Source organism: Microvirgula sp. AG722, assembly GCF_003269145.1.
GTDB classification, from domain to species: Bacteria; Pseudomonadota; Gammaproteobacteria; order Burkholderiales; family Aquaspirillaceae; genus Microvirgula; species Microvirgula aerodenitrificans.
In genome coordinates this window covers 222,862-248,849 of sequence record NZ_QLTJ01000002.1, presented here as the reverse complement: position 1 = coordinate 248,849, position 25,988 = coordinate 222,862, and the positions used below count along the sequence as shown (strand labels likewise).

Here is a 25,988-nt window from a genome sequence, read left to right as displayed (position 1 = left end):
GGGCTGGCACATGTCGATATTCAAGTATCTGCTGCCGGGAGCGCTGGCGCTGGGCGCCGCCCTGCCGGCCATGGCACGCGGCGATGACGGTCTGCGCTTTGTGCCGCAGACTGGCGGGCGCACTGGCGAGGTGGCCTGCGTGCTCGACCGGCGTACCGGTCTGCTCTGGGAGCGGAAGACCCGCTCCGGGCTGCGCGCGCGCGACCATGTGTATCTGCCGGTCGACAGCCGCCGCGGCGGCGAGGCCGGGCGCTGCGATGCGGCATTGCCCCGCTGCGATGCGCCGTCGTATGTGGCGGCGGTCAATGCCGCGCGGCTGTGCGGCCATGACGACTGGCGGCTGCCGGACGAGGACGAGCTGAAATCGCTGCTCGATCTGTCCCGTGTTGCCACCCGGCCGTCGCGGCCGGCCATCGACCGGCGGGCGTTTCCGGATGCGCTGCCGACCTTCTACTGGAGTTCGACCCTGCACCGGGTCGGCGGCGTGCGCGCCGTGTGGTTCGACGATACCCACCGCGAGCTGCCGGCCACCAGTCTGTTGCCGACGCGTGCCGGTGCCGTGCGGCTGGTGCGCGGGCAGCCGGCGGTCGTGCCGGCCCGCCGGTCCGGCCCGTCTGGCGCCTTCCTGCGGCCGCCAGCGGCCGCGGTGGGGGAGGATCTGCCGCCGTCGGCGGCGCAACTGGCGCAATGGCGGGCGCAGTACGCGCGCTACCGCCCGGGCGAGTCATGGCAGCCGGACTGGCCGCCGCCGCAGATCGATGCGTCGGTGCGCGACGGCTTCGCCGATCTGGGCCTGCTGCCCCCCGTGCCGTTCCCGGCCGACAATCCGTACTCTCCGCAGAAGGTCGAACTCGGGCGTCGGCTGTTCTTCGATCCGCAACTGTCGCGCAACGGGCAGGTGTCCTGCGCCAGCTGTCACAATCCGGCCACCGGCTGGACCGACCGGCGCGCGGTCTCGCTGGGCCATCTCGGCCAGCGTGGCGAGCGCAATTCGATGAGCATCCTGAACAGTGCCTATGCCACGTCGCTGTTCTGGGACGGCCGGGCGGGCTCGCTGGAAGCGCAGGCGCTGGGACCGATCAGCAATCCGCTGGAAATGCACCAGCCGCTGGCGCGTGCAGTCGCCCGCATCGCGGCACAGCCTGGGTATGCGCCGCTGTTTGCGGCGGCCTTTGGTGATGCGCGGGTCGATACGCTGCGCATGGCACGGGCACTGGCGACGTTCGAGCGCACGCTGATCAGCCATGACAGCGCCTTCGACCGTTTCCTGAAGGGCGAGCGCATGGCGCTTGATGACCGGGCGCTGTGGGGGCTGCATCTGTACCGGACCAAGGCGCGCTGCATCAACTGCCACAATGGGGTGCTGCTGTCCGACAACCGTTTCCACAGCAACGGCCTGCATTATTTCGGCCGCGAACTCGAGGACCTTGGCCGTTACGCCGTGACCGGTGACCCGGCTGACCGGGGCAAATTCCGTACGCCGTCACTGCGCGACATCCTGCTGACCGGTCCGTACATGCATAACGGGCTGTTTCCGCTGACCGAGAACCTGGGGGTGATCGCCATGTACGATGCCGGTATGGTGCAGACGGCCGCCAGCCGGCCCGATCTGCCGCAGGCGGCGCCCGAGCTGAGGCCGCTGGGGCTGACGCTGCGGGAGAAACAGGCGCTGCATGCATTCCTGCAGGCGGTCAGCGGCGAAGCCAGGACCGGGCCGGCCACACCGGCCGAGATGGGGCTGGAGCCGGTGTCGGCGCGGCGCTGAGGGTCAGTCGCGCATGGCCAGGACGGCCGCACGGGCGAGAAAGCCCGTGCGGCTTTCGTGGTGTGCCCTGGCATAGCGGTCGATCAGGGTCAGTACGCGCCGGGGCAGGCAAGTTGGTGGATTTCGCTGTTTCTACCGATGGCCGTCTTCCTGTGCGGTCAGGGGCTGCCCGGCAGCGCCACCGGCTTCGGCGATCCAGCGGCGCTTCTCGGCCGGGCTGAAGCGCTTGATGGCGTACTCGGCTTTCAGGGCGTCGGACTTGCTGTCGAAGGCGACGACCAGCGCGATGCGTTCGGGGGGATGCAGGCGGGTATAGCGGGCCCCCTTGCCGGCCGCGTGCATCGCATAGCGGCGCTCGACATCGGTGGTGATGCCGGTATACAGGCTGCCGCCGCGGCATTCGAGCAGGTACAGGTACCAGTTCATGGCAAGGGATGGCCCATAACGTGAAACGCCGTGAACCAATGGTTCACGGCGTTGAATCTGGCTCCCCGACCTGGGCTCGAACCAGGGACCTACGGATTAACAGTCCGGCGCTCTACCAACTGAGCTATCGGGGAATTGATGGAGGCGAACTATACGGTTTCCTTATTGAAGCGTCAAGCGTTTCTTCAGGAATTCAGAACGTCCGGACCGGAATGGCCGGCCTTGCCGGCACTTTTCCCTTTTCCATCATCCACTAAGCGGTTTAAAGCGTGCACAGCTTGCCACGGAAGTCCGCCAGGCACTGGTAACCCTTGCGCTGCATGATCGCCACCAGCTCCTGATTGAGACGGGTGAACAGGCCGGCGCCTTCTTCCCACAACCGGGTACCGACCTGAACGGCACTTGCGCCGCAGAGTATGTGCTGGAATACCTGCTCACCGGCTCCGATGCCGCCGCAGCCGATAATCTGCTTGTCCGGGCACAGCCGATAGAACGTATTGACGTTGGCCAATGCCGTTGGCAATACATAATCGCCGCCAATGCCGCCCAGCCCGTTCTTGGGCTTGATCAGCACGGTCTCGCTGTCGGTGTCCACCACCAGCCCATTGCCGATCGAATTGATGCAGGTAAGGAACTTCAGACGTTCAAAGCGATTGAAGATTTCCGCCGCCATTTCAAAGTGGCTGATATCGAAATACGGGGGCAATTTGACGCCGAACGGAATGTCCATCGCCGCGTGGATGGCGGTCAGCGCCGTGGCCATGTCGTCAAAGCTGTAGCCGAGTTGCGGTTTGCCCGGCACGTTCGGGCAGGAGAGATTCACCTCCGGCAGCAGCGGGCGTTTCAGGCGCTGGAACGCGTCGAGCATGTGCAGATTGTCCGCCAGGCTCAGTCCGGAAATCGAGATGAACAGTGGCTTGTCGGTGTAATCGTAATGGGCGGCGTAGTCGAGATAATAGCGATAGCCGTGGTTGGGCAGGCCCATCGAATTGATGCTGCCGAATGGCGTGGCGGCGTAACGCGGCTCGGGATTGCCGTCGCGGGCCTCCAGCGTGCAGCTTTTGCTGACCAGTGCGCCGGCATCGCTGTGGCGTACGGCTTCAAGCTCCGTAGTCTCCCTGCACATCACGCCGGACGCGTTGTATACCGGGCTGCGCATGCGCTGGTCGAGGATGTGGGTGGAGATATCGGTCACGGGCAGGCTCCTGCGTCGAAGGGAAAAGGGCACTATGCGCGAATTTTCCGCTGCCGGTGTTGTGACCGGTCAAGCGCTATTCGTGCATGGATTCTCATTATGCAGCTGGTCTTGAAATGGCCGGATAATGTGCCCATTCGTGTTGTGTTGAAAAAACGAAAGCGGCAGATTTCTCTGCCGCTTTCGGAAGGCAATGGCCAGGCTCAGATGGCCAGGTCTTCCAGCGTCTTGCCGCTTTGCAGCAGTTCTTCAACCCAGCGCGGCTTGCGGCCACGGCCGGTCCAGGTTTGCGACGGGTCGGCCGGGTGGCGGTATTTGGCTTCAACCGGCTTGCGGGTGGTGGTAGCCACCTTGCCCAGCACTTCGTCGAGTTCCAGACCGTAGGTCTTGGCCAGTTCGAGAATCTGTTTGCGGGCCTTGCTCTTTTCTTCGGATTCGCGACGCTTGATTTCGAACTCGATCTGCGCCTTCAGCGTCAGGAGTTCGGTGTATTCCATGTTTTGGAAGTCCATTGTGTTCTGCCTTTTTGTGCGGGTGAATCGGAAACTTGCTTCACGTTAGCGAAACAGGTTTCTGTTTGTCAAGAAACACCCCGGAAAATAATAGTTTTTGCCGGCTTTGAAAAGACCCCCGGGGTCATTTGCGGGCTGATATTTGTCAATTTTTTGTAAATTGGCCGGCGGAAGGATTGCCCGCCCGATTAAAAGGGGTATTTCTTACGTGCCGATGAACGAACGGACACTTGTGCAGATGAATTTTCGGCGCATCGTCACGGAACTTGCCGGGCAGAAGACGCCGGGTATTTTCAGCCCGGCATGATGAACCGTTGCTTATAGCAGTTCGCTGCCAAAGCGACACTGGTCGGAATCCAGATATTCCGCCAATGCCGTTGCCGACATCGGTTTTGCCAGCAGATAACCCTGGCCAAAATGGCAGCCCTGCTGTTGCAGCCACTGGATCTGGCGGGGCGTTTCTATCCCTTCGGCAATCAGGGTCAGGCCGAGTTCCCGGGCCAGCAGCAGGCTGGCGCGAGCCACATTTTCCGCCAGCGGGTCACTGTCGAGCCGGCCGACCAGCTGCCGGTCGAGTTTGACCGCCTGCACCGGCAGCCGGCGCAGGGCTTCCAGCGCCAGGTGGCCGAGGCCGAAGTCGTCGATGGCCAGTTCGATGCCGAGCGCGCCCAGCGCCGTCAGCGCACCGTCCGGGCGCGCCTGCGGGCCGCTCAGTGCCGCGCTGTCGACTTCCACGGTCAGCAGCCCGGGCGGGAAGCCGGTACGCGTCAGTACCTGGCGCATGGTGTCCGGCAACCCGGGGTCGGCGAACTGGCCCACCGACAGGTTGATCGACAGCCGCAGCGGCCGTTCCCTGCCGTCGTTGATGCGGGACAGGGCGGTGCAGGCGATGTCGCTGACGTAGCGGTTCAGCTGCGGCATCAGCCCGCTGCGCTGTGCCAGCGGCAGGAAGATTGCCGGCGACAGCATGCCGTGCTGTGGATGATCCCAGCGCAGCAGCGCCTCGACCGAGACCAGCCGGTTCCAGGTCAGGTCGAAGATTGGCTGGTAGAACACCGACAGCTCGGCGTTGCCGAGTGCCGTACGCAGTTCGGCGCACAGCCGGCTGTCGCCGCTTTCGCGGAGACCGAGTTCCGGCTGGTAGCGCTGGCTGATGCCGCCGCCGCCCTGTTTGGCCAGCCGCTTGGCCAGTTGCGCCTTGTGCAGCAGGTCGAAGAAGTTCTCGGCATCGTCCGGAAACAGGGCGATGCCGGCCGAGACGGTGATCGGCAGCGAGACATTGTCGCAGGGGAACGGGGTCTGCCAGCTCTGCAGCGGGCGCATGGCCTGGGTCAGCACCGTGTCCGGTGCCGGATCGGTCATCAGCCAGGCAAAGCCGCGGCCGCTGGTGCGGGCCAGGTGTTCGCTCTGGCACAGCCGGCTCAGGCGCTCGGCCATTTCCACCAGCAGTGCATCGCCGACATTCTGGCCATGAATGGCATTCAGCTGGCCGAAGTGGTCGACGTCGGCCAGGACGACGGCAACGCGATGATTGTCCAGCCGCGCCCGCTCCAGTACCCGCTCGCCGAGGCTCAGGAAGGCACCGCGGTTGTTCAGCCCGGTCAGCAGGTCGAAATGACTGAGCCGGTGCAGCTGGTCCTGGGTGCGCAGGCGTTCGGTGACATCGCGCGCGGTGGAAATGTAGTGGGTGATCTGACCGTTTTCGTCGGTCAGCGGCGTGATGGTTTTCTCTTCACTGTACAGCTCGCCGTTTTTCCGGCGATTGATGAAGATGGCCTTGAATACCCGTCCGGCGCGCAGCTGTGCCCACAACTGGGCATAGAAAGCGGCGCTCATGCGGCCGGAACGCAGCAGCGAGGCGGTACGGCCGAGGGTTTCCCGCTTGCTGAAGCCGGTGATGCGCTCGAAGGCGGCATTCACATAAGTGATGATGCCATTGGCGTCGGTAATCATTACCGAGTCGACGCACTGTTCCAGCGCGCACAGCAGTATCTGGGTCTGGGCCGGTGGCGGCTCGGACCTGGCGGGTTGCAGGAAGGACGGATACAGCGAAAACCACTTCACGGGAGGACCTCGGTGTCCCGCCGGGGAGGCATTCTCCGTTGCACGGTCGGGCGCCGCGATTGTGGCATTAGTCGTCCTGCGCTGACAATTGATCCGCATCGCCGGTTCGCACCGGTATTACGAATGCTTATCTGTCAGCGCCGTGATTTACGCTACCGGATAGGGCAGGGTGCCGGCCGTCAGCGCCGGTCCGTCCGGGGCGCCGAGATGCACCCCGGATGCCCAGGCCGACAGCTGCGCGACCGCCAGTACTTCGCTGCCACCGTGTGCGGCCGGCACCGATTGCACGATCTTGCCGATCGACTGCTCGCCGGTTTCCGCCGCGTACAGGTCCTGGCCGGCGCTGGCATCGGCATCGACATGGGCACGCAGCATGCGCCGCTTGACCTTGCCGATGTACTGGGTGCGGGCGACGATTTCCTGGCCTGGATAGCAGCCTTTCTTGAAATTGACCGCGCCAAGCAGCTCCATATTGGTCATCTGCGGCACGAAGGCTTCCTGGGTGGCCAGGCTGATCCACGGGGTGCCGGTGGCGATGTCGTGCCAGTCCCACGCGGCTTCGCCGGTCGCTTGCGAACCGGCTTCCTGCAGCGCATGCCAGACGTCCGCCGCCCGGTCTTCCGCGACCATGACGACAAAGCGCTCGCCCGGCAGGCGGATGACTTCGCCACCGTCGAAGGCGGTCAGGCTGAAATCGGCGGCCGGTGCGGGGGCGATGACGCCGGCACGGCGGGCGGCGTGCTCGCCGGCGATGCCGAGCAGGACCTGTCCGGTCAGCGGGGCATGGCTGACCTTGCTGCGCAGGATGAACATGCCGAGACGGCGGTCGATGGCGCTGGCGAGGTCTGCGGCCAGCAGCAGCCGGTAGCGGCCGTCGCGCTGCCAGATCAGGAAACTGGCCAGCATGCGGCCCTTGGCGGTCGAGTAGCTGGACAGCTGGGCGCTGGTCGCGTCGACCTGGCGTACATCGCTGGAAAACTGGCTTTGCAGGAAGGCCTGCGCATCGTCGCCGGCAAAATCGAGCACGGCGAACCGGGTCAGCGGCGTGACGGTCGGCGCGTGTGCCGCTGCCAGCCCGCTGTCGGCGCGCGCGTCGCGGCCGGCGAAGGCGCTGACATGACCATCGGTAACGACCGCGCCTTGCGCGGCCAGGAATTCGAGCCAGGATGCATTCATGCTGAGGGATTCTCCATTGGGCGCGGCGGTATCGATCGTGCCGTGCGATGTACTGGCGGACAAGATGGGGACGGCAGGCCGGGTCGACAAGTAAAAAAATGCCGGCGTGTCCCGAAAGGGGCACGCCGGCATGCGGTTCGCGAACGGAACCGGCGCGAACCGGCTCCCGTTCCCCGGGCTTACATCGACTCGAGCACTTCGATGCCGAGCAGGTCCAGACCGGTACGCAGCGTTTCCGCCGTGATCCGGGCCAGCTTCAGGCGGCTGGCGCGCACGGCGCCTTCGCTCTTCAGCACCGGGCAGGCTTCGTAGAAGCGCATGAAGTGGGTGGCAACCTGGTACAGGTAACCACACAGCACGTGCGGCAGGCAGTCGTCGGCCACGGCATTCAGCGTGTCGCCAAACTGTGCCAGTACCAGCGCGAGCTGTTTCTCGGCCGGTTCGTTCAGTTGCAGCGGTGCGCTGGCGTCAAAGGCGCCGGCCTTGCGGAAGATGCTGGCCACGCGGGTGTAGGCATACTGCAGGTACGGGGCGGTATTGCCCTCGAACGCCAGCATCAGGTCCCAGTTGAAGATGTAGTCGCTGTTGCGGTTCTTCGACAGGTCGGCGTACTTGACCGCGCCGATGCCGACCGCGTGGGCGATCTTGCGGCGTTCGGCTTCCGCCAGATCCGGGTTCTTTTCGCTGACCAGGGCGAAGGCGCGTTCCTCGGCCTCGTCCAGCAGCTCGATCAGCTTGACCGTGCCGCCGGTGCGGGTCTTGAACGGCTTGCCGTCGTCACCCATCATCGTGCCGAAGCCGACGTGCTCCAGCGACATGCCGGCCGGGGCGAAGCCGGCCTTGCGGCAGATGCTGAACATCTGCTGGAAGTGCTGGCTCTGGCGCGCATCGACCACGTAGATCACGCGGTCAAGGTGTAGCGTCTTGTGGCGGTAGCGCACGGCACCGATATCGGTGGTGGTGTACAGGAAGCCGCCGTCCTTTTTCTGCACGATGACGCCCATCGGTTCGCCGTCGTGGTTCTTGAATTCGTTCAGGTACACGACCTGGGCGCCGTTGTCTTCGGTCAGCAGGCCGGCATCGTGCAGTTCCTGGACGATGATCGGCAGGTCGTCGTTGTAGGACGATTCGCCGCGCACGTCGTCGCGGGTCAGACCGACGCCAAGCTTGCGGTAGACCGCCTCGCAATGCTTCAGCGACACGTCGACGAACTGTCTCCACAGTGCCAGCACGTCAGCGTCACCGCCCTGCAGGCGCACCACGTAGTCGCGGGCGCGATCGGCGAAGTCTGCGTCTTCGTCAAAGCGGATCTTGGCCTTGCGGTAGAAGCCTTCCAGGTCGTTCAGTTCCAGCGCGGCATTGCCGGCCTGCTGGGTTTCCACCAGGTAGGCAGTCAGCATGCCGAACTGGGTGCCCCAGTCGCCGACGTGGTTGCCACGCACCAGGTCATGGCCGAGATAGTCGACCACGCGGGCCAGCGTGTCGCCGATGATGGTCGAGCGCAGGTGGCCGACGTGCATTTCCTTGGCCAGGTTCGGCGACGAGTATTCGACCATCACGCGTTTGGTCGGCTGCTGCGGTTCGACGCCGAGCTTCGGCTGTTCGAGTACATGGTCCAGGCGCGATGCCAGGAAGGCCGGATCCAGCGTGATGTTGATGAAGCCCGGTCCGGCGATGTCGACCTTGCTGGCAATGCCGGTCAGGTCGAGCTTGTCGATGACTTTCTGCGCCAGCTCTCGCGGATTCATCTTCAGCTGTTTGGCCGCGGACATCACGCCGTTGGCCTGGTAATCGCCGAACTCTGGTCGGCTTGCGGGTTGCAGTAGCGGCTGGGCGTCGGGGACACCGGCGGCGGCGAGCGCGGCGGCGAGCTTGTCTTGCAGAAGATGTTGCAGCGTCATCTTGCGGATTCCGTAGTGAGGGGCGCGGTAAAAAAGCTGCAAATAACAGCCAAAGCAGCATTGATGCCGGCAAATGCAGAAAAGTACCGCTTGATTGTATGTCCGGGCCCCCCGCCCCGGCAACGCTGGATATCCGGAACTTCCCGAAAGGGAAAGGAAAAACCGCCATGAAGGCGGTTGCGGGCTGCTTGCAAGGGTGGGCACCGGCGGTTGCCGTGGCGTCGGTGCCCCCGGCCGATGGCAGGGCGTCAGCGTGCGTCGGTGGCGGCGGCGCTGAATTCGTCGAAGGCGGCGATGGCGTTGGCCGAGTACATCAGCGACGGCCCGCCGCCCATGTAGACCGCCATGCCGAGGGCTTCCTCGACTTCGGCCTTGCTGGCACCCAGCCTGACCAGCGCCTGGGTATGGAAGCCGATGCAACCGTCGCAGCGCGCGGCGACGCCGAGTGCGAGGGCGATCAGTTCCTTGGTCTTGTGGTCCAGTGCGCCGTCGCGGGTGGCGGCGCGGCCGAGATCGCCGAAGCCTTTCATCAGCTCGGGCAGATCGCTGCGCAGCGCGGACAGGTTCTGGGTAAGGGTCCGGGTCAGATCACGGTAATCGGTGCTGTTCATGTGGATTTACTCCGCTTTCTTGCAGGTTTTGCCGCTGCAGCAACTGCCGCAGGTGTTCAGACCGAGCAGCCGGTAGGCAAAGCAGAAACGGAATACGCCGCTGGCCAGGACCAGCAGGCCGATCCAGCCCCAGGCGCCAATCCAGCCGAGTGCCGTGGCGGCGATCAGCGCCAGGCCGGCGATGATGCGAAGGATGCGGTCGGGACCGCCCACATTGGCTTGCATGTTGTTCTCCGGGTTAACAATACACTGGCAAATATAATAACAAATAACATTATATTATCAAGCATATTGTTTTCCGGCCGGGTCGGGCCGGGGCTGCGCGCTAGCGGAGGGAGGCCATGAGTTCGACCACCCAGTCGATAAAGGCCCGCAGCCGCGCGTTGCTGTGCCTGGTGCGATGAAAAGCCACGTGTATGGGCATGGGGTCGACGTGCCAGCCCTCGAACAGACGCTGCAGCCGGTCCTCGCTGACTGCCTGGCGGGCCATGTAGTCGGGCAGCAGGACGACGCCCAGCCCGGCCAGACCGGCCGCCAGATAGGCATTGCCATCATTGAGCGCCAGGGCGTAGTGGCCGCGCACGGGGATACTCTCGTTCCCGCGCCGCAGCGCATAAGGCTGCGGCAGATTGCGGTACTCCCACAGAAAACCGACCAGGCTGTGCTCCGGCCCCGCCAACTGGCCCGGGTGTGCGGGCAGCCCCTTGCGGGCCAGATAAGACGGCGCCGCGTATACCGACATCTGCAGATCCCCGACATGTCTGGCGATCAGGGACTGGTCGGTGACGGGTCCGCCGCGCACCACGCAATCAATGCTCTCGTCGAGCAGATCGGCCATGCGATCGCCGGCACCCATGTGCAGCTCGATGCCGGGATAGCGTTCAAAAAACGCCGGCAGCGCAGGCACCAGCACCATGCTGGCCAGCGGCCCGGGTACGTCGACGCGCAGCCGGCCCGCGGGCGTGCCCAGCGCCTGCGGAAGATCCGCCTCGGCCCGGTCCAGATCGGCCAGCAGCTGGACCACGCGCTCGTAATAAATACTGCCGGCCGGGGTCAGTCCGACCTTGCGCGTGGTGCGGTGAAGCAGGCTCACGCGCAGCCGCGCCTCCAGTTGCTGGACCAGCTGGGTGGCCGTGGTCCGGCTGATGTGCAGGGCATCCGCCGCCCTGGTGAAGCTGCCGGTCTCCACGACCCTGGCAAAAGCCTGCATGGCGTCGAAACGGTCCAATGGCGCGCTCCCTCTCTGTCGATTGTTTGAATTTTACAAACAGCGCTGGGGAGTGTTGCCTGTTTATCGCGGCCTGGCCCTCGCGGATAGTGGCGGCTCCTGTCACTTCGTGGTCGAGACTTTACATGAGCAATGTTCGCCAGGTCGTTTTTCCCGCCGGCCGTCAGGCCTTGTACGAGAAAAACCGCTATTCGCCCGCCATCCGCGCCAACGGCTTTCTTTTCGTGTCCGGCCAGGTCGGCAGCCGCGAGGACGGCTCGCCCGAGCCCGGTCTGGAAGCACAGATCCGCCGGGCGTTTGACAATCTCAACGCCATCCTGTCAGCCGCAGGCTGCAGCTTTGATCATGTCATCGATGTCACGCTGTTTATCGTCAACCCCGAGGCCGTGCTCGATACCCTGTGGAAGGTCCTGCCCGATTACTGGGGGGAGGCGCCCCATCCTGCACTCACCGCCGTGGGCGTTACCTGGCTGTACGGCTTTGATCTCGAGATCAAGGTGGTGGCCAGACTGCCCGGGGCAAGGCCGTAGCGAGGATGCCTGTGCCCGCACGCCTTGACTCGCAGGGCGTTGCCTCATGACCGTTGCCCCGCAATGCAAAGGGCGGCAAGGACGCCCCCCTCTGTCCTGCGCACTTGCGTGCGCAAAACAGGGAGCAGAATCCTTGCCGCCCGGATGCTGTCCGGATCAGTGTTCGCCGTGGGCGTCGGCCGCGGGGGCCTCACTGGTGGTCGCTTCGATCTTGACGTCGACCCTGACATCGCCGGCGCGCTTGAAGTGCAGTGTCAGCGGGAACGATTCGCCGGCCAGCAGCGGCTTTTTCAGGCCGATCAGCATGATGTGGTAGCTGCCGGGTTGCAGTGCCACGCGCTGGCCCGGTTCGACGCTCACGCCATCGACCCGGCGCATCTTCAGCACGCCGTTGTCGTTGATATGGTTGTGGATTTCGACCCGGTCGGCGACATCGCCGTCGGCACCCTGCAGCGTGTCGGCGCTCTTGCCCTTGTTCTGCAGCGTCAGGTAGGCCGCGCCGGTCTTGACCGGGCCCGGTGTGGCGCGGGCCCACGGGTGGCCGATGGCGACGTCGCCGGCGGTATAGCTGTGGGCGAAGGCGGAGCTCGACAGCAGCAACAGGGCAGCGGATACAAAGGTCTTCATTGGGGTGTCCTTGCAGAACGGGGTAAAGGGGGAGAAATCAGCGGCTGTTGTCGAGCCGGAACAGAATGGGGACGCGGACCCAGCCGGCGACCGGCTGACCTTGCGACATCGCCGGCTCGAAACGCCAGCGGTGGACGGCGTCGGTCGCGGCGCGGTCGAGGCGCGGGAAGCCGCTGGAGGTGTCGATGTCGATGCTCTCCGGCCGTCCTGCCGCATTGACGCGGACCTTGAGAATGACGCGGCCTTCTTCGCCGAGGCTGCGCGATGCTGCCGGATAGGTCGGCGGTCGATTGCTGTACATCGAGCTGATGATTCTGGCTTCGTGCGGGCCGTCGCCGCTGCTGTCCTGCGTGCCGTGCCGGCCCTGACCGCCACTGGCGGTTGCGCTGCCGTCGGCCGTGGCGCTGCTGCTGTCCGGCGCGGCACTCGCTGCTGCCGGCGGACTGGCCGGTGCCGCCGGTGCCGCCGGTGCCGCGGTCGGTGCGGGCGGCTGCGGGCGGGTTTTCCGGGTGATGTCGGCCGGGGCGTCAGCTTGTTCGCGAGTGGGGATGCTGTGCGCCGGTGCGGTTGCGGCGGCCGGTCGGGCCTGTGGTGCCGGTGGTGCCGACGCCGGCGGTGCCTCGACCGGAGCGGCGACCGCCGGGGTGTACAGCATGGCCTGCAGCGGTCGCGGCGGGATTGGCGCACGCTCGACCACCCACACGCCGGCCAGTGCCGCGAGAACGGCAATATGGGCAAGCGATACGGCAGCGGGAATCAGGGGGCGGGACATCAGCATGGCGGCGCCAGTTTACCTGCGGCGGGCGGGCTGCGGGGGGCATGACGGTGGCGTGCGGCAATCCGTCGCAGGATGCTTGATGGTGATCAGGTGCCGGCGTTGTCCAGCCGCTGCCAGACCTGCCAGCGCTCGCGACCGCTGAAGATCGGCAGGCCGGTACCGCTCGGGCGATCGTCGATGCGGCGGAAGCCGGGTTCGAGCAATTGCCGCAGCCGGGTGTCGTGCAGGCCGAACGGCGGCCCCTTCGGCGTGTCGGCATGGAAGAAGTAGCCGGCCAGCAGGCCGCCGGGACGGATCAGGCGCGCCATCTGCGCGCCCCAGTCTGCCCAGGTGCGCGGCGGCAGCGCGCACAGCAGGGCCCGCTCGTAAATCCAGTCGTACGCGGGCTCGTCCAGGGCAAAGAAGTCGGCCTCGCGCAGCAGGCTGTCGTTGCCGATGACCTGGCGCGCCACGGCGATGGCGGCGGGGCTGAAGTCGATGGCGCTGACGGCGTGGCCGCGTTCGGCCAGCCAGCGTACCTCGTAGCCGCTGCCGCAGCCGGGCACCAGCACCCGGCCACGCGGCTGTTCTTCGGCAAAGGCGGCAAACTCGACCGGTACCTGGCCCGCGTCCCACGGCGTGACGCCCTGCTGGTAGCGGGTATCCCAGAAGTCGGCAAGCGAGCTGTCCTGTGCCATGGCTTTCTGCGTCCGCTCAGCCGACCGCGCGCAGGCGTCGGGCAAAGTTCTCCAGCTGGCGGATGCCGCTGGCTTCGGCGCGGGCGCACCAGTCCTGCAGTTCCTGCAGCAGCTGTTCGCGGCTGAGGCTGGAACGCTCCCACACCCGGCTCAGATCCTGGCGCATGCGATAGATGGTGTCCAGCGTCGGGCTGACCGCCAGCGCGCGATCGAGCACATGGCGTTCGGTGCTCGGCGTGTCCCTGGCTTCCTGCTTCAGCCACACTTTCATCTTCCGGCGCAGCGTGCGGGCGCAGATGTCCGGGTGCTGGCGGCGGATGGCGTCGATCTCGGCGCGGTAGGCCGCCTTCAGTTCCCGTGCATAGCGCGACGCCAGTGCATAGCGGTTGCTGACGATGCTCTGCAGCGTGGCCAGATCGAGCTGCGGCTTCGGCGTGCCCTGCAGCAGTACCGGGTGCACGCGGCGGACCCTGGCCAGTCCGACCATTTCCATCAGCCGGATATACATCCAGCCGATGTCGAATTCATACCACTTGTACGACAGCTTGGCCGAGGTGCCGAAGGTATGGTGATTGTTGTGCAGTTCCTCGCCGCCGATCAGGATGCCCCACGGCAGCAGGTTGGTGGCGGCGTCCTCGTTCTCGAAGTTGCGATAGCCCCAGAAGTGGCCGACGCCATTGACCACGCCGGCGGCCCAGAACGGAATCCATGCCATCTGTACCGCCCAGATGGTCAGGCCGATCGGTCCGAACAGGATCAGGTTGAGTACCAGCAGGATGCCGACGCCCAGCGCGCTGCGGCGGGTATAGACGTTGCGTTCCATCCAGTCGTCCGGCGTGCCGTGACCGAACTTGTCCAGCAGCGCCTGGTCTTTGGCGGCTTCGCGGTACAGGTCGGCGCCCTGCCACATGACCGTCTTCAGGCCGAGAACCTGCGGGCTGTGCGGATCGTCGGCCGTTTCGCAGCGTGCATGGTGCTTGCGGTGGATGGCCGCCCATTCCTTGGTCACCATGCCGGTGGTGAGCCAGAGCCAGAAGCGGAAGAAGTGGCTGGCGATCGGGTGCAGGTCCAGCGCGCGGTGCGCCTGGTGACGGTGCAGGAAGATGGTGACGGAGGCGATGGTGACGTGGGTCACGGCCAGCGTGTACAGCACGTACCCCCACCATGGCCAGTTGACAAGGCCATTCAGGTATTCCATTGATGTATCTCAATATTGGAGCAGAAACTCCATTCTACACAGACTGTGAAACGGGTGGGGGCCGACGGTGCGGGTGGCGACGGCCGGAGGAACGGTACACAGCGATACGCCACATTGGCTGCGCCAGCCGGGGTGAGTCGTGTAACATTCCGCGCCATGTCCTCGCATACCTTTTTGTCCGTGTTCCGCAGCCGTGGCCTCAAGCAGGCCGCCGCCGGCGTCGTCGTTGCCGCCGTTGCCTGGGGCGGCGGTTCCTACTGGTTCGGCCTGAAAACCGAGCAGACGCTGGCCGAGCAGTATCGCCTGCTGCAGAGCGTGCCGCTGTTCGTGGTCAAGTCGCACAGCTACCAGCGCGGCTGGTTCAGTTCGACCGAGACGACCGAGCTGACGTTCAACAAGAAGCTGTTCACGCCGTATCTGTCGATGCTGCCGGCCAATGCGGCCGAGTGGCTCGATACCACGGTGCGCTACACCAATCACATCAAGCACGGCCCGCTGCCGGAAATCGGCGACTTCGGCTTCCGTCCGGGACGCGCGGTGGTGACCACCGAGTTCGCGATGAGCGAACAGACGCGCAAGACGCTGCAGAAGTTCTTTGGCGACAAGCCGCCGATCACGGTCATCAACCGGCTGAACTTCGGCGGTGGCGGCACGCTGACCGCCAGCATTCCGAAATTCGACTATGAAGAGCCGCTGGCCGGGGTCAAGGTCGACTGGAAGGGGCTGGACACCCGGATCGACTACGAGCCGGGCTACAAGGAGTACGCGGTCGACGTCAAGGTGCCGGGGCTGAATGTCGAGGCCGCGACCAAGGGCCGCGTCGCGCTGGACGGGGTGCATTACCAGTCCAGCCATCGCCCGGGCCAGACCGGGGTGACGCTGGGCTCGTCGGAGATGTCCGTCGTCAAGGTCAGCCTCGACGCCAAGGAAAGCCTGCCGTACGAGATCAAGCTGAACGAACTGGTGTACCTGCTGACGCGCATGCGCGTCGGCGAGTTCATCAACCCGGTGGGCGAGATCAAGCCGTCCAGGGCGGTGCTCGACCAGCTGCGCTACCAGATCGTCACCAGCGAGCAGGACGATTTCGTCAACACCCGCGGCAAGCTGTCGTTTGCCCACCTCAGCGTGGACCAGAACAGCTACGGGCCGATGCGGCTCGACGTGTCGGCCAACCACCTGCACGGCCCGACGCTGGTCAGGCTGGACCAGGCGCTGTCGGCGATTCCGTTCGAGGGGGTCGAGCCGGCCGCTTTGCGCCAGCAGTACATCGATACCATCAAGAAGAACGGGCTGCCGCTGCTGACCAACAATCCGAAGCTGCTGGTCAACGATTTCTACCTGAAGCTGCCGGCCGGCGAGGTCAAGGCTTCCGGCGATCTGGCGCTGAACAATCTGCGCGAGGCTGACCTGAACAAGCCGGCGGACTTCCTGGCCAAGGTCGAAGCCAATGCCAGCATCGAAGTGCCGAAGCTGACGCTGGAGTCGATGGTGGTCGCGCAGGCGCGCAATCTGTTCGTGGTCGACGAAACGGCCGAGAACCCGCCGAGCGTGGACGAGATCGACGATCTGGCCCGCAACCTGCTCGCTTCGCAACTGGAGATCTGGCAGGAAGGGCACTACCTGACCATCCAGAATGGCCAGGTCAGGACGCGGATGAACTGGAAGGACGGCAAGATGAGCATCAGCGGCAAGCCGGTGTCCATGCCGTGGCAGGAAGCGCCGCCGGCACCGGAGCCGGAGCCGGCACCACCACCTGCCGCCGCTGCCAGACCGTAAAATGAAAAGCCCCCCGTTCAGTCCATATGAACGGGGGGCTTTTCACTTGCTGCTGCAGGGATTGAAGGACGCACGCACGAAGCGGGGTTTCCCCCACGATGACCGCCGGTGCCCCCTTTGTGTTCAGTCTTCGAGCGGGGTCGGTGCCAGCCGGTCGTGCATGTCCTGCCAGGCCAGCCGCGCGCGTTCCCGGCATTCGGCACGGGCCTGGCGGACCCGGGCCGCGGCCCGTTTCTGTTCTGCCTGCGGCAGGGAGGCGGCACAGGCCTCGAGGTCGCGCAGATCGCCCAGCGCATCCTGCAGTTCCCGGCACGGCGTGGCCAGCAAGGCCAGCCGGCTGTCACCGAGCAGAACCGCATAGCTTTCCGCCTGATACCGCACCCGTTTGGTCAGCAGGCGGCTGTTGTGCAGGTCCTGCGGGACGGCATCGTCAAAGCCGCTGCGCGACAGCGCATGCGCCAGTTCGATCTGGGCCGCGTCGCAGCCGCCGGCCAGCAGCCGGGTCAGTGCGAATTTCGGCGTTTTCGCCAGTTGCCGCGGCAGCCGCTCGCGCAGCAGGTTCAGATCGCGCTTGAGCCGGCCGCTTTTCAGGGCCCGGCTCAGCCGGGCGGCATCCTTGCGCCGTGGCGACGGCGGCGGCAGGTCCGGTGCCAGGCGCGACAGCCATTGCTGGTGGACTTCCGCATCGCGCAGGGCATTGGTGTCCTGCACCAGCCGCTTGAGCCGGCGTTCGATGCGGCGGATGCGGGGCGTCAGCAGCGGCTGCAGCGGCCGGGTCAGGCTGCGCAGGCGGCGCAGCGCGACGCGCAGATTGTGCAGCGACTCGGCATCCTCACCGCGCAGCGCGCGCTTGCGGCACGTCCGCATGGCATCGATGCGGTGAGCGATTTCGAGGGCAAGCAGTTTTTTCAGCGACTGGGGCATGGTGTGACTCTCGGTCGGGCAGCGTGGGCCGGTCCATTGGGCAACAACATGCAGGATATAGCGAATTTGCCCTAATTTAGAACAAACTGCGCGCGCGCAGTCGGCCGCAATCGGGCTAATATGCTCGTTAGAGGCTAGTCCATGTGTGAAACCTATTTTTCAGGAATATAGAAATGGCCATTGCGCAGAATGTCAGTGAACTGGTCGGCAACACGCCGCTGGTGAAACTCAACCGGGTGACAGAGGGCGCGCAGGCGACCGTGCTCGCCAAGCTGGAGTTCTACAGCCCTGCCCACAGTGTGAAGGATCGCATTGCGGTCGCCATGGTCGATGCCGCCGAACAGGCCGGCAAGGTCAAGCCGGACACCATCTTCCTGGAGCCGACCAGTGGCAATACCGGCATTGGCCTGGCCATGGTCTGCGCCGCGCGCGGCTACAAGCTGACCATCGTCATGCCGGAAACCATGAGCCGCGAGCGCCGCATCCTGCTGAAGGCTTACGGCGCGGAACTGATCCTGACCCCGGGGCCGGACGGCATGGGCGGCGCCATCGCCAAGGCCAGTGAGCTGGCCGCGGCCGACAGCCGCTATCTGATTCCGCAGCAGTTTGAAAATCCGGCCAACCCGGAAATCCACCGCAAGACCACGGCCGAGGAAATCTGGCGCGATACCGACGGCCAGGTCGACATCTTCGTGTCCGGCGTCGGCACCGGCGGCACCATTACCGGCGTGGGCGAAGTGCTGAAAGCACACAAGCCGGGCGTGAAGATCGTCGCCGTTGAACCGGATGCCAGCCCGGTGCTGTCCGGTGGTGCGAAGGGACCGCACCCGATCCAGGGCATTGGCGCCGGCTTCGTGCCGAAGGTGCTGAATACCGAAATCTACGACGAGATCATCCGCGTCAAGAACGACGATGCATTCTCCACTGCCCGCGCCATGGCGGCGAAGGAAGGGCTGCTGGTCGGCATTTCGTCCGGCGCCGCGACCTGGGCCGCGCTGGAGCTGGCCAGACGGCCGGAAAACGCCGGCAAGACCATCGTCGTGATCATTCCGTCGTTCGGCGAACGCTACCTGTCCACGCCGCTGTACGCCGATCTGGTCGACTGATCGTCAGCGGGCCCGCGCCAGCTGGCGGTACAGCCGGTTGCGCGAGATGCCCAGCGCGCGTGCCGCCGCCGAGATATTGCCGCCAAGCCGTTCCAGCGTATCGGCGACCAGCCGGTCCTGATGTTCGCAGAGGCGGACTGCCGTGGCGGCAGGCGGCAGGCGGGGGCGGGTCGTCAGCTCATCCGGCAGGTGCTCGACATCGATCAGCCCGTCGTCGGCCAGACAGCGGGCGGTGTGCAGTACCGTCGCCAGCTCGCGCAGATTGCCCGGCCAGTCATGGCCAAGCAGCAACGCCGCCGCCGCGTCACTCAGACGCGGCGGCGGCGTTGTCGTTCCGGCTCCGAGCATCCTGCCGATCAGGGCTGCCAGATCGACGCGCTCGCGCAGGGCGGGCAGACGGATGGTCAGGCCGTTCAGCCGGTAGTACAGGTCGGCGCGGAAGCTGCCATCGTCGACCATCGCCCGCAGGTCGCGGTGGGTGGCGCAGACCAGCATGAAGTCGGTGGGCAGGGTACGGGTGCTGCCGAGCGGCGTGACCGCACGTTCCTGCAGCACCCGCAGCAGTCGCGCCTGCAGGCTGGTCGGCATATCGCCGATCTCGTCCAGGAACAGCGTGCCGCGATCAGCCTGCAGCAGCTTGCCGATGCCGCCCTTGCGTCTGGCGCCGGTAAAGGCGCCTTCTTCGTAGCCGAACAGCTCGGCTTCGATCAGTGCTTCCGGAATGGCCGCGCAGTTGACGGCGACGAACGGGCCGTCGCGGCCGGGGGTGTCGTCGTGGATGGCACGGGCGAACAGCTCCTTGCCGGTACCGGTTTCGCCGGACAGCACCACCGCCACCTGTTTGCCCAGCACCCGCTTCAGCTTGCCGATGGCGGCATTGATGACCGGGTCGCCGGACTGCAGCGCCGACAGGGCCCGGCCGGCAACCGGTTCGACGGCCGGAGGGCGGACCACCGGGGCGGGCGCCGGGTAGCGGCGGACCAGCCAGTCGCAGCCATCCCGGCCGCGTATGGTCCGGGACTCTGTCGCGTGAGGCAGCGCGGCCTCCGGTTCGCAACCGGCGTCGAACAGATCGGCAAACGCCGGCGGCAGCGCCCGGGGATGCAGGCCGAACAGCCGCCGCGCGGCGCGATTCATGGCCAGCCCGCGCCCGTCCGGCGTAAAGGCCAGCAGGCCTTCCGCCGGCGTGCCGAGCCGCTGCGGCCGGTCGTCGACGGCCAGGCAGACTGCATCGGCGTGGCGGGCCAGGAACAGGCAGTGTTCCATCTGCAGCACGGCGGTCTGGACCGGCGTCAGCGGATGGAGACCGGACGACGAAGCATCGCCGGAGACATCGAGCGCACCGAGCAGGGTGCCGTCGGCATCTTCTATTGGCGCGCAGGCGCAGACCAGAAAGCGGTTGGCATCGAGAAAGTGTTCCGGCCCGCCGACCACCAGCGGGGTGCCGGTGGCCAGGGCCGTGCCGATGGCATTGGTGCCCTTGCGGCCTTCGGACCAGTCGGCCCCTGGCTGCAGGGCTACCTGTTCCGAGCGGCGCAGGAAGCGGGCGTCGCCATCGGCATGCAGCAGCAGTCCGTCCGGGCCGGACAGCACCGCCATGCAGCGCGTGCCGGCCAGCTGCCGGCACAGCTCGGTCATGACCGGGGTGGCCTGTCGCAGCAGGGTCCGGTGCTGTTCCCGTCGCAGCTCGAGTTCCGAGCGCGGCAGGCGGTCGAGGTCGGGGGCGTCCTGGCGGCGCAGGCCGTGGGTGGCGGAACGGGCATGCGCGTGCGCGATCAGGTCGGCATGGCCGGCCAGCCGCGGGACGGGGCGCGAATCGAGTCGGGCCGTCATGGGCTTGTCTCCTCATCCCGGGCTCATTGACTGTGGGCGTGCCGCTCGTGCGGCATCTGCTGGCCGGGAATGCTTAGAACATTAGCACGCCCCGGCCAGGACCGCGCGCCGGGCGCCGATTCCGGCGCCCGGGTGTGCCGAAACGATACAGCGGTCACCCGGACTGTCCCGTCCCGGCACAGAGAATCTCCGCTGTAAGCCCTTGTTTCGGCTTGTTACCGGCTGTCTGGCGGGTGGCACGGGAATTGCGGATGAAGGGGGGCCTCCGCCGAAACCCCGGGCCGGTGAGGGGCCACGCCAGAACAAGCCCGGGAGGAGAAACACCAATGAACCACGCCGAATTGCAGTTCCTGGGCGTCGCCTATCCGTTCCGCGACAGCTACGACAATTTCATTGGCGGCCAGTGGGTCGCGCCGGCCGACGGCGAGTATTTCGACAATATCTCGCCGATCACCGGCCTGCCGTTCTGCCGCATTGCCCGCTCGAAGGAAGCCGATGTCGAACGGGCGCTGGATGCCGCGCATGCGGCCAAGGCCGCCTGGGGTCGCACGTCGGCCGCCGAGCGCGCCCTGCTGCTGAACCGGGTCGCAGACCGGATGGAGCAGAATCTGGAAACGCTGGCGCTGGCCGAGAGCATCGACAACGGCAAGCCGATCCGTGAAACCCGTGCCGCCGACCTGCCGCTGGCCGTCGATCACATCCGTTATTTCGCTGCCTGCCTGCGGGCGCAGGAAGGCAGCATTTCCGAAGTCGATCACGACACCATTGCCTACCATTTCCACGAACCGCTCGGCGTGGTGGCGCAGATCATTCCGTGGAACTTTCCGATCCTGATGGCGATCTGGAAGCTCGCGCCGGCGCTGGCGGCCGGCAACTGCGTGGTGCTGAAGCCGGCCGAGCAGACGCCGGCGTCGATCATGGTGCTGATGGAGCTGATCGGCGACCTGCTGCCGCCGGGTGTCATCAATGTCATCAACGGTTTCGGGCTCGAGGCCGGCAAGCCGCTGGCCTCCAGTCGCCGCATCGCCAAGGTCGCGTTTACCGGCGAAACCGGCACCGGCCGGCTGATCATGCAGTATGCGAGCCAGAACCTGATTCCGGTCACGCTGGAACTGGGCGGCAAGAGCCCGAACATCTTCTTTGCCGATGTGATGAACGAGGACGACGCCTATTTCGACAAGGCGCTGGAAGCGTTCGCCATGTTCGCGCTGAACCAGGGCGAAGTCTGCACCTGCCCGTCGCGCGCCCTGGTGCAGGCCTCGATCTACGACCGCTTCATGGAGCGTGCGATCAAGCGCGTCGAGGCGATCAAGCAGGGCCATCCGCTCGATCCGACCACCATGATCGGCGCCCAGGCCTCGAACGAGCAACTGAGCAAGATCCTGTCCTATCTGGAGCTGGGCCGCCAGGAAGGGGCGCGCTGCCTGACCGGCGGCGAACGCCAGCAACTCGGCGGCGAACTCGGTGGCGGTTACTACGTGAAGCCGACCGTGTTCGAGGGCCACAACAAGATGCGCATCTTCCAGGAAGAAATCTTCGGCCCGGTGGTGGCGGTAACGACCTTCAGGGATGAGGCCGAAGCACTGGAAATTGCCAACGATACGCTGTACGGACTGGGCGCCGGGGTGTGGACGCGCGACGGCTCGCGCGCCTATCGCTTCGGTCGCGGCATCCAGGCCGGGCGGGTGTGGGTCAACTGCTACCACCTGTATCCGGCGCATGCGGCGTTTGGCGGCTACAAGCAGTCCGGCGTCGGTCGCGAGAACCACAAGATGATGCTCGACCACTACCAGCAGACCAAGAACATGCTGGTCAGCTACAGCCCCGACGCGCTCGGCTTCTTCTGATTTTTTCCCCTTTTCCCGCCGCGGGGCACGCAGCCCGTGGCGGGCGCACTGGCATACCTGAAGTCAAAAACAACACAGGAGACATGGCATGGCCACCACTACGTTTTTCATTCCGTCCGTCAATATCATGGGCACCGGCTGCATCAGCGAGGCCGTGGCGACCATCCGCCGCCACGGGCTGCGCCGGTTGCTGATCGTGACCGATGCCGGTCTGGCCCGTTCCGGCATGGCGGCCCGCATCCAGCAGTTGCTGGCCGATGCAGATATCCAGTCAACGGTATTCGACGGCGCCAAGCCGAACCCGACCGTGGCCAACGTCGAAGCCGGGCTGGCGGCGCTGAAGGCCGCCGACTGCGACGCGATCGTCTCGCTCGGCGGCGGCTCGCCGCATGACTGCGCCAAGGGCATCGCGCTGTGCGCGACCAATGGCGGGCATATTTCCGACTATGAGGGCGTCGACCGTTCGACCCGGCCGCAACTGCCGCTGATCGCCATCAACACGACCGCCGGCACCGCCAGCGAGATGACGCGGTTCTGCATCATCACCGACGAGCAGCGGCACGTGAAAATGGCCATTGTCGACCGCAACGTGACCCCGCTGCTGTCGGTCAACGACCCGGCGCTGATGGCCGGCATGCCGCCGTCGCTGACCGCAGCCACCGGCATGGATGCGCTGACCCATGCGGTCGAGGCCTATGTGTCGACCGCCTCGACGCCGATTACCGATGCCTGTGCACTGAAGGCGGTCGATCTGATTTCGCGCCACCTGCGCAGCGCGGTGGCCAACGGCGGCAATGCCGAGGCCCGCGAACAGATGGCCTACGCGCAATTCCTCGCCGGCATGGCCTTCAACAATGCATCGCTCGGCTACGTGCATGCGATGGCGCACCAGCTTGGCGGCGTCTATGACCTGCCGCATGGCGTGTGCAACGCGGTGCTGCTGCCGCACGTGCAGGCATTCAATGCCGCCACCTCGGCGGACCGGCTTGCCGATGTGGCGCGGGCGATGGGCGGCAGCGTCTCCGGCGGCGGGCAGGCCGGTGCCGAGGCGTGCCTGACGGCGATCCGTCAGCTGTCAGAGGATGTCGGCATTCCGGCCGGTCTGAGCAGCCTCGGGGTCAAGGCGGAAGACATTCCGCTGCTGGCGGCCAATGCCCTGAAGGACGCCTGCGGGCTGACCAATCCGCGTCCGGCCAGCCAGCAGGAGATCGAAGCCCTGTTCCGCAACGCGATGTAGCCAGGAAAGACACCGACGTTCCTGCTGGCGTCGGTGCCCGCCCGCCGCAGGCATCACCCCGGATGCCCGCGGCTGGCCATTGCCTGCCAGATCACGGCGGCGGTAATGGCATCGGTCAGCGCATCATGCCGGCCCAGCGACGGCAGGTGCAGCTCGTCGAGGATGGATTGCAGACGCAGATCGACATAGCCGTTCGGCGTCTGTTTCAGCTTCCAGTCGTAATACAGCCCGGAGACATCGATCTGCGGCTGTGGCAGACCGGTGCCGATCAGCGGGCGCACGTATTTGTTCAGCACCGCCACATCGTATTCGAGGTAATAGCCGACCAGCGTGCGGCCGCCGATGAATTCCAGCAGGCGGCTGACCGCCTCGGCCGGCGGCAGGCCATCGGACAGGTCACTCGGGCGCAGGCCGTGCACTACCACGCTGCCCGGCTCGGGCAGCCGCTCCGGCTTGACCAGCAGGTACAGCGATTCGCTGGCGTGAATATGGCCCGGCGTCAGCCGCACTGCGCCGATGGACAGGATCTCGGCCTCGCGCACATTCAGGCTGGTGGTTTCGCAGTCGAGGGACACATATTCGTCGGTCGGGGTATCGAGCAGGCCGAGCCATTCCGGGCGCAGGCGCCGCCGCGCCAGCGTCGTGCGCAGTTTTGCCCACATCAGAAAGCCCCGCTCTTGAAGTGGTGGCGGACGATGGTCTTGAAGCGCTTGACCACGGCCAGCGCATCCTTCAGCAGGTCGCGTTCCAGTGTCGACAGGCGGGCGGCATCGATCTGGGTATCGACCTTCTGGCCGAGTTTCTGTGCCTCCAGACCGTGAGCCAGTCGCAGTTCGAGCAGGAAGGACAGGGCTTCGGCCGTGTCGTGCGCCAGTTCGCCGTCGAGGCGGCCGGCCGCTGCCAGCGCGGTCAGCCGGTCAAAGGTATTGGTGTCGTCGAGCCCGGACTCCAGCGCATAGGCACGCACGCCATGGACGATGGGGAAGATGCCGGTCTTTTTCAGGTCGAGCAGCTCGGCGCCGTGGCGACCGCTGCCCAGCCACTGCGACAGCCGTCCCATCGGCGCATCGAACTGGTCGACGGCACGGGCGAAGCGGGCGAAATAGGACGCGTCGTCGTGCATGATGCCGAACAGGTACTCGCGAGCCTGTTGCAGCAGCGAGGCATCGCCGGCAACGGTGCTGGCATCGACGAAAATGGCCAGCTTCATCTGTGCCGCCTCGTCCGGCTGGTAGATCCAGCGATACAGCATGTTGCGGAAGCCGGTCTGCGACTGCACCCATTCCGGGTTGTTGACCATGATGCGGCCCGGGCATGGCGGGTAGCCGAAATCGGCCAGCGCGGCGGAGAACGCCTCGCAGGCGACCATGACCCCGTCGAGCGGGTAGCCGTCGCGCACGATCAGGGCATTGTCCTGATCGGTCTTGATGATCTGTTCGCCACGGCCTTCCGATCCCATCACCACCAGACAGCTGTTGGCGAACAGCCCGTCCGGCGCGATCAGTTCCCAGGCGCGGGCGAACAGTTTGCCGTTCAGCGCCTGCATCAGCCGGGCCAGTTCGCGTGCCTTGACGCCGTGGCCGGCCAGCATGGCGATCAGTGTCTCCATCTGCGCGGCGACCGCGCGCAGCGCGTCCAGCGAGTCGGCGACTTCCAGCTGCTGGGCGATCAGGTGCGAATGGTTGGAGAAGTACGACAGCAGGTCGATCTGTTCCAGTACGCCGACCGGGCGGCCTTCCTCGGTGACGACCACGCGCTGGATGATGTGGCGGGTCATGATCAGCAGGGCGTCGAACAGGTAGTCGTCGATGTCGACGGTAATCAGTTCAAAGCGGCACAGTGCGTCCAGCGGGGTGTCGGACGGCGTGCCGTTGATGATCACGTCACGGCAATCGCTGGTGGTGAAGATGCCGACCCGGTCAGTGGCACCGACCAGCACCGAGCGCACTTTGTGGTCGCGCATGGCGACGGCGGCGTCGAAAACGGTGGCATCGGCGGGCAGGAACACCGCCGGTTTCACGACGGCGTCCCGTACCGAGGCGGTCAGGATGGTCTGCAACTCGCGATTGTTGCCGCGACCGGCCAGCGCAGCGAATTTCTGTGCCGCGCTCTGGAAGAAAAAGGCGGCGAACAGGCTGTTGCCGTCGATCAGCGCCATGACTACCGCCTTCGGGATCGCGAACAGCAGCGTTTCCTCATGCGCGTCAATGCGGTGGCCGGCGCGGCCGGCGATCAGCGCACGACTGTCGAAGGTGTCGTTCTCGCGGAAGACGGCGACGATCTCGCCATCATCGGCGCGCTCGCAGGCCATGCCCTTCATGACCACGAACATGTGTTCGACCGCCTCGCCCGGAGCCAGAATCACCGCTTCGGCCGCAAAGTACAGGATGTCGACTGCCTGCTCGACCCGGCTGCGCTCGGCCGGCCCCAGAACGTCGAAAGGCGGGTGGGAAAAGTCGAATCGTTGCATGGCGGGGCGAGTCCGTCGTGATTATCCTTTCGTCATGATGCCCGTTTGCCGAACGCGCGTCATCAGGATTGTCGGACAAGATGTTTGCCATTGGGGAGCCGGCGAAA

Annotated in this window: 24 protein-coding genes and 1 tRNA gene; 6 read left to right on the top strand and 19 right to left on the bottom strand. The window is 65.7% G+C overall.

All coding sequences use genetic code 11. The features are described from left to right. Nucleotides 1-10: 10 nt before the first annotated feature. Nucleotides 11-1,765, top strand: a complete 1,755-nt coding sequence (locus DFO50_RS04795; RefSeq protein ID WP_112692140.1) for a cytochrome c peroxidase — start codon at nucleotides 11-13, stop codon at nucleotides 1,763-1,765. 3 nt (nucleotides 1,766-1,768) lie between these two features. On the opposite strand, the gene DFO50_RS19965 is transcribed toward DFO50_RS04795, so the two are convergent. From DFO50_RS19965 to DFO50_RS04740, 11 genes are all read right to left on the bottom strand, one after another. Further along, nucleotides 1,769-1,873 (bottom strand): type II toxin-antitoxin system HicB family antitoxin, encoded by a 105-nt coding sequence (locus tag DFO50_RS19965; RefSeq protein ID WP_107890327.1) that lies wholly within the window; start codon nucleotides 1,871-1,873, stop codon nucleotides 1,769-1,771. A gap of 24 nt (nucleotides 1,874-1,897) precedes the next feature. Next, nucleotides 1,898-2,191, bottom strand: coding sequence for a GIY-YIG nuclease family protein (locus DFO50_RS04785; protein WP_028497717.1), 294 nt, complete (start codon nucleotides 2,189-2,191; stop codon nucleotides 1,898-1,900). A 58-nt stretch (nucleotides 2,192-2,249) separates the two neighbouring features. Continuing rightward, nucleotides 2,250-2,325: transfer RNA gene (locus tag DFO50_RS04780), tRNA-Asn, on the bottom strand. Between the two features lie 128 nt (nucleotides 2,326-2,453). Then, complete coding sequence (locus DFO50_RS04775) at nucleotides 2,454-3,386, bottom strand: dihydroorotate oxidase (protein ID WP_107889427.1); 933 nt, start codon at nucleotides 3,384-3,386, stop codon at nucleotides 2,454-2,456. Between the two features lie 203 nt (nucleotides 3,387-3,589). Beyond that, nucleotides 3,590-3,883: an H-NS histone family protein gene (locus DFO50_RS04770; RefSeq protein WP_308417874.1), complete on the bottom strand. Its 294-nt coding sequence runs from the start codon at nucleotides 3,881-3,883 to the stop codon at nucleotides 3,590-3,592. A gap of 333 nt (nucleotides 3,884-4,216) precedes the next feature. Then, the gene (locus DFO50_RS04765; RefSeq protein ID WP_051528598.1) at nucleotides 4,217-5,962 is read right to left on the bottom strand and encodes a bifunctional diguanylate cyclase/phosphodiesterase; all 1,746 of its coding nucleotides are present in this window, start codon (nucleotides 5,960-5,962) and stop codon (nucleotides 4,217-4,219) included. A 147-nt stretch (nucleotides 5,963-6,109) separates the two neighbouring features. Then, a complete protein-coding gene (locus DFO50_RS04760; RefSeq protein WP_028497720.1) occupies nucleotides 6,110-7,138 on the bottom strand; it encodes a folate-binding protein YgfZ in 1,029 nt (342 codons plus the stop codon). Nucleotides 7,139-7,317: 179 nt separating this feature from the next. Continuing rightward, nucleotides 7,318-9,039: an arginine--tRNA ligase gene (gene argS, locus DFO50_RS04755; protein ID WP_028497721.1), complete on the bottom strand. Its 1,722-nt coding sequence runs from the start codon at nucleotides 9,037-9,039 to the stop codon at nucleotides 7,318-7,320. Nucleotides 9,040-9,287: 248 nt separating this feature from the next. After that, on the bottom strand, nucleotides 9,288-9,650 hold the full coding sequence (locus tag DFO50_RS04750; RefSeq protein WP_028497722.1) for a carboxymuconolactone decarboxylase family protein: 363 nt from the start codon (nucleotides 9,648-9,650) through the stop codon (nucleotides 9,288-9,290). A gap of 6 nt (nucleotides 9,651-9,656) precedes the next feature. Next, the gene (locus DFO50_RS04745; RefSeq protein WP_028497723.1) at nucleotides 9,657-9,875 is read right to left on the bottom strand and encodes a DUF2892 domain-containing protein; all 219 of its coding nucleotides are present in this window, start codon (nucleotides 9,873-9,875) and stop codon (nucleotides 9,657-9,659) included. A gap of 100 nt (nucleotides 9,876-9,975) precedes the next feature. Further along, a complete protein-coding gene (locus DFO50_RS04740) occupies nucleotides 9,976-10,878 on the bottom strand; it encodes a LysR family transcriptional regulator (RefSeq protein WP_112692139.1) in 903 nt (300 codons plus the stop codon). A gap of 125 nt (nucleotides 10,879-11,003) precedes the next feature. Here DFO50_RS04740 and DFO50_RS04735 point away from each other — a divergent pair, with 125 nt between their 5' ends. Then, nucleotides 11,004-11,408: a RidA family protein gene (locus tag DFO50_RS04735; RefSeq protein WP_028497725.1), complete on the top strand. Its 405-nt coding sequence runs from the start codon at nucleotides 11,004-11,006 to the stop codon at nucleotides 11,406-11,408. Between the two features lie 156 nt (nucleotides 11,409-11,564). Here DFO50_RS04735 and DFO50_RS04730 read toward each other — a convergent pair whose 3' ends face one another. From DFO50_RS04730 to DFO50_RS04715, 4 genes are all read right to left on the bottom strand, one after another. Next, complete coding sequence (locus tag DFO50_RS04730) at nucleotides 11,565-12,035, bottom strand: copper chaperone PCu(A)C (protein WP_112692138.1); 471 nt, start codon at nucleotides 12,033-12,035, stop codon at nucleotides 11,565-11,567. Between the two features lie 37 nt (nucleotides 12,036-12,072). Continuing rightward, nucleotides 12,073-12,807, bottom strand: coding sequence for an energy transducer TonB (locus DFO50_RS04725; protein ID WP_158537399.1), 735 nt, complete (start codon nucleotides 12,805-12,807; stop codon nucleotides 12,073-12,075). A gap of 92 nt (nucleotides 12,808-12,899) precedes the next feature. Beyond that, nucleotides 12,900-13,490, bottom strand: a complete 591-nt coding sequence (locus tag DFO50_RS04720; protein ID WP_112692137.1) for a methyltransferase domain-containing protein — start codon at nucleotides 13,488-13,490, stop codon at nucleotides 12,900-12,902. A 16-nt stretch (nucleotides 13,491-13,506) separates the two neighbouring features. Then, nucleotides 13,507-14,688: a fatty acid desaturase gene (locus tag DFO50_RS04715; protein WP_112692136.1), complete on the bottom strand. Its 1,182-nt coding sequence runs from the start codon at nucleotides 14,686-14,688 to the stop codon at nucleotides 13,507-13,509. A 156-nt stretch (nucleotides 14,689-14,844) separates the two neighbouring features. Here DFO50_RS04715 and DFO50_RS04710 point away from each other — a divergent pair, with 156 nt between their 5' ends. Beyond that, the gene (locus DFO50_RS04710; protein WP_028497728.1) at nucleotides 14,845-16,464 is read left to right on the top strand and encodes a YdgA family protein; all 1,620 of its coding nucleotides are present in this window, start codon (nucleotides 14,845-14,847) and stop codon (nucleotides 16,462-16,464) included. A 123-nt stretch (nucleotides 16,465-16,587) separates the two neighbouring features. Here DFO50_RS04710 and DFO50_RS04705 read toward each other — a convergent pair whose 3' ends face one another. Then, nucleotides 16,588-17,388 (bottom strand): CHAD domain-containing protein, encoded by an 801-nt coding sequence (locus tag DFO50_RS04705; RefSeq protein ID WP_112692135.1) that lies wholly within the window; start codon nucleotides 17,386-17,388, stop codon nucleotides 16,588-16,590. Nucleotides 17,389-17,561: 173 nt separating this feature from the next. Here DFO50_RS04705 and cysK point away from each other — a divergent pair, with 173 nt between their 5' ends. Beyond that, nucleotides 17,562-18,494, top strand: a complete 933-nt coding sequence (cysK, locus tag DFO50_RS04700) for a cysteine synthase A (RefSeq protein ID WP_028497730.1) — start codon at nucleotides 17,562-17,564, stop codon at nucleotides 18,492-18,494. Nucleotides 18,495-18,497: 3 nt separating this feature from the next. On the opposite strand, the gene DFO50_RS04695 is transcribed toward cysK, so the two are convergent. Continuing rightward, the gene (locus DFO50_RS04695; RefSeq protein WP_112692134.1) at nucleotides 18,498-20,327 is read right to left on the bottom strand and encodes a sigma-54-dependent Fis family transcriptional regulator; all 1,830 of its coding nucleotides are present in this window, start codon (nucleotides 20,325-20,327) and stop codon (nucleotides 18,498-18,500) included. A gap of 326 nt (nucleotides 20,328-20,653) precedes the next feature. Between DFO50_RS04695 and adh the strand changes: the two genes are divergently transcribed. After that, nucleotides 20,654-22,174, top strand: a complete 1,521-nt coding sequence (gene adh, locus DFO50_RS04690) for an aldehyde dehydrogenase (protein WP_028497731.1) — start codon at nucleotides 20,654-20,656, stop codon at nucleotides 22,172-22,174. An 88-nt stretch (nucleotides 22,175-22,262) separates the two neighbouring features. Then, on the top strand, nucleotides 22,263-23,411 hold the full coding sequence (gene yiaY / locus DFO50_RS04685) for an L-threonine dehydrogenase (protein ID WP_107889433.1): 1,149 nt from the start codon (nucleotides 22,263-22,265) through the stop codon (nucleotides 23,409-23,411). A 53-nt stretch (nucleotides 23,412-23,464) separates the two neighbouring features. Here the strand turns inward: yiaY and DFO50_RS04680 are convergent, their stop codons facing one another. Together DFO50_RS04680 and DFO50_RS04675 are read right to left on the bottom strand one after the other, a co-directional pair. Continuing rightward, nucleotides 23,465-24,073: a 3'-5' exonuclease gene (locus tag DFO50_RS04680; protein WP_028497733.1), complete on the bottom strand. Its 609-nt coding sequence runs from the start codon at nucleotides 24,071-24,073 to the stop codon at nucleotides 23,465-23,467. Further along, nucleotides 24,073-25,881, bottom strand: a complete 1,809-nt coding sequence (locus DFO50_RS04675; protein WP_028497734.1) for a putative nucleotidyltransferase substrate binding domain-containing protein — start codon at nucleotides 25,879-25,881, stop codon at nucleotides 24,073-24,075. Before DFO50_RS04675 ends, DFO50_RS04680 begins: the two co-directional genes overlap by 1 nt. Nucleotides 25,882-25,988 lie beyond the last annotated feature (107 nt).

What these genes read in the sequence shown, in the direction of transcription:
- DFO50_RS04795 (WP_112692140.1), top strand. Translation starts at nt 11, where the DNA reads ATGTCGATATTCAAGTATCTGCTGCCGGGAGCGCTGGCGCTGGGCGCC.
- DFO50_RS04785 (WP_028497717.1), bottom strand. Translation starts at nt 2,191, where the DNA reads ATGAACTGGTACCTGTACCTGCTCGAATGCCGCGGCGGCAGCCTGTAT.
- DFO50_RS04770 (WP_308417874.1), bottom strand. Translation starts at nt 3,883, where the DNA reads ATGGAATACACCGAACTCCTGACGCTGAAGGCGCAGATCGAGTTCGAA.
- DFO50_RS04760 (WP_028497720.1), bottom strand. Translation starts at nt 7,138, where the DNA reads ATGAATGCATCCTGGCTCGAATTCCTGGCCGCGCAAGGCGCGGTCGTT.
- argS (WP_028497721.1), bottom strand. Translation starts at nt 9,039, where the DNA reads ATGACGCTGCAACATCTTCTGCAAGACAAGCTCGCCGCCGCGCTCGCC.
- DFO50_RS04750 (WP_028497722.1), bottom strand. Translation starts at nt 9,650, where the DNA reads ATGAACAGCACCGATTACCGTGATCTGACCCGGACCCTTACCCAGAAC.
- DFO50_RS04745 (WP_028497723.1), bottom strand. Translation starts at nt 9,875, where the DNA reads ATGCAAGCCAATGTGGGCGGTCCCGACCGCATCCTTCGCATCATCGCC.
- DFO50_RS04735 (WP_028497725.1), top strand. Translation starts at nt 11,004, where the DNA reads ATGAGCAATGTTCGCCAGGTCGTTTTTCCCGCCGGCCGTCAGGCCTTG.
- DFO50_RS04730 (WP_112692138.1), bottom strand. Translation starts at nt 12,035, where the DNA reads ATGAAGACCTTTGTATCCGCTGCCCTGTTGCTGCTGTCGAGCTCCGCC.
- DFO50_RS04725 (WP_158537399.1), bottom strand. Translation starts at nt 12,807, where the DNA reads ATGTCCCGCCCCCTGATTCCCGCTGCCGTATCGCTTGCCCATATTGCC.
- DFO50_RS04720 (WP_112692137.1), bottom strand. Translation starts at nt 13,490, where the DNA reads ATGGCACAGGACAGCTCGCTTGCCGACTTCTGGGATACCCGCTACCAG.
- DFO50_RS04715 (WP_112692136.1), bottom strand. Translation starts at nt 14,688, where the DNA reads ATGGAATACCTGAATGGCCTTGTCAACTGGCCATGGTGGGGGTACGTG.
- DFO50_RS04710 (WP_028497728.1), top strand. Translation starts at nt 14,845, where the DNA reads ATGTCCTCGCATACCTTTTTGTCCGTGTTCCGCAGCCGTGGCCTCAAG.
- DFO50_RS04705 (WP_112692135.1), bottom strand. Translation starts at nt 17,388, where the DNA reads ATGCCCCAGTCGCTGAAAAAACTGCTTGCCCTCGAAATCGCTCACCGC.
- cysK (WP_028497730.1), top strand. Translation starts at nt 17,562, where the DNA reads ATGGCCATTGCGCAGAATGTCAGTGAACTGGTCGGCAACACGCCGCTG.
- DFO50_RS04695 (WP_112692134.1), bottom strand. Translation starts at nt 20,327, where the DNA reads ATGACGGCCCGACTCGATTCGCGCCCCGTCCCGCGGCTGGCCGGCCAT.
- adh (WP_028497731.1), top strand. Translation starts at nt 20,654, where the DNA reads ATGAACCACGCCGAATTGCAGTTCCTGGGCGTCGCCTATCCGTTCCGC.
- yiaY (WP_107889433.1), top strand. Translation starts at nt 22,263, where the DNA reads ATGGCCACCACTACGTTTTTCATTCCGTCCGTCAATATCATGGGCACC.
- DFO50_RS04680 (WP_028497733.1), bottom strand. Translation starts at nt 24,073, where the DNA reads ATGTGGGCAAAACTGCGCACGACGCTGGCGCGGCGGCGCCTGCGCCCG.
- DFO50_RS04675 (WP_028497734.1), bottom strand. Translation starts at nt 25,881, where the DNA reads ATGCAACGATTCGACTTTTCCCACCCGCCTTTCGACGTTCTGGGGCCG.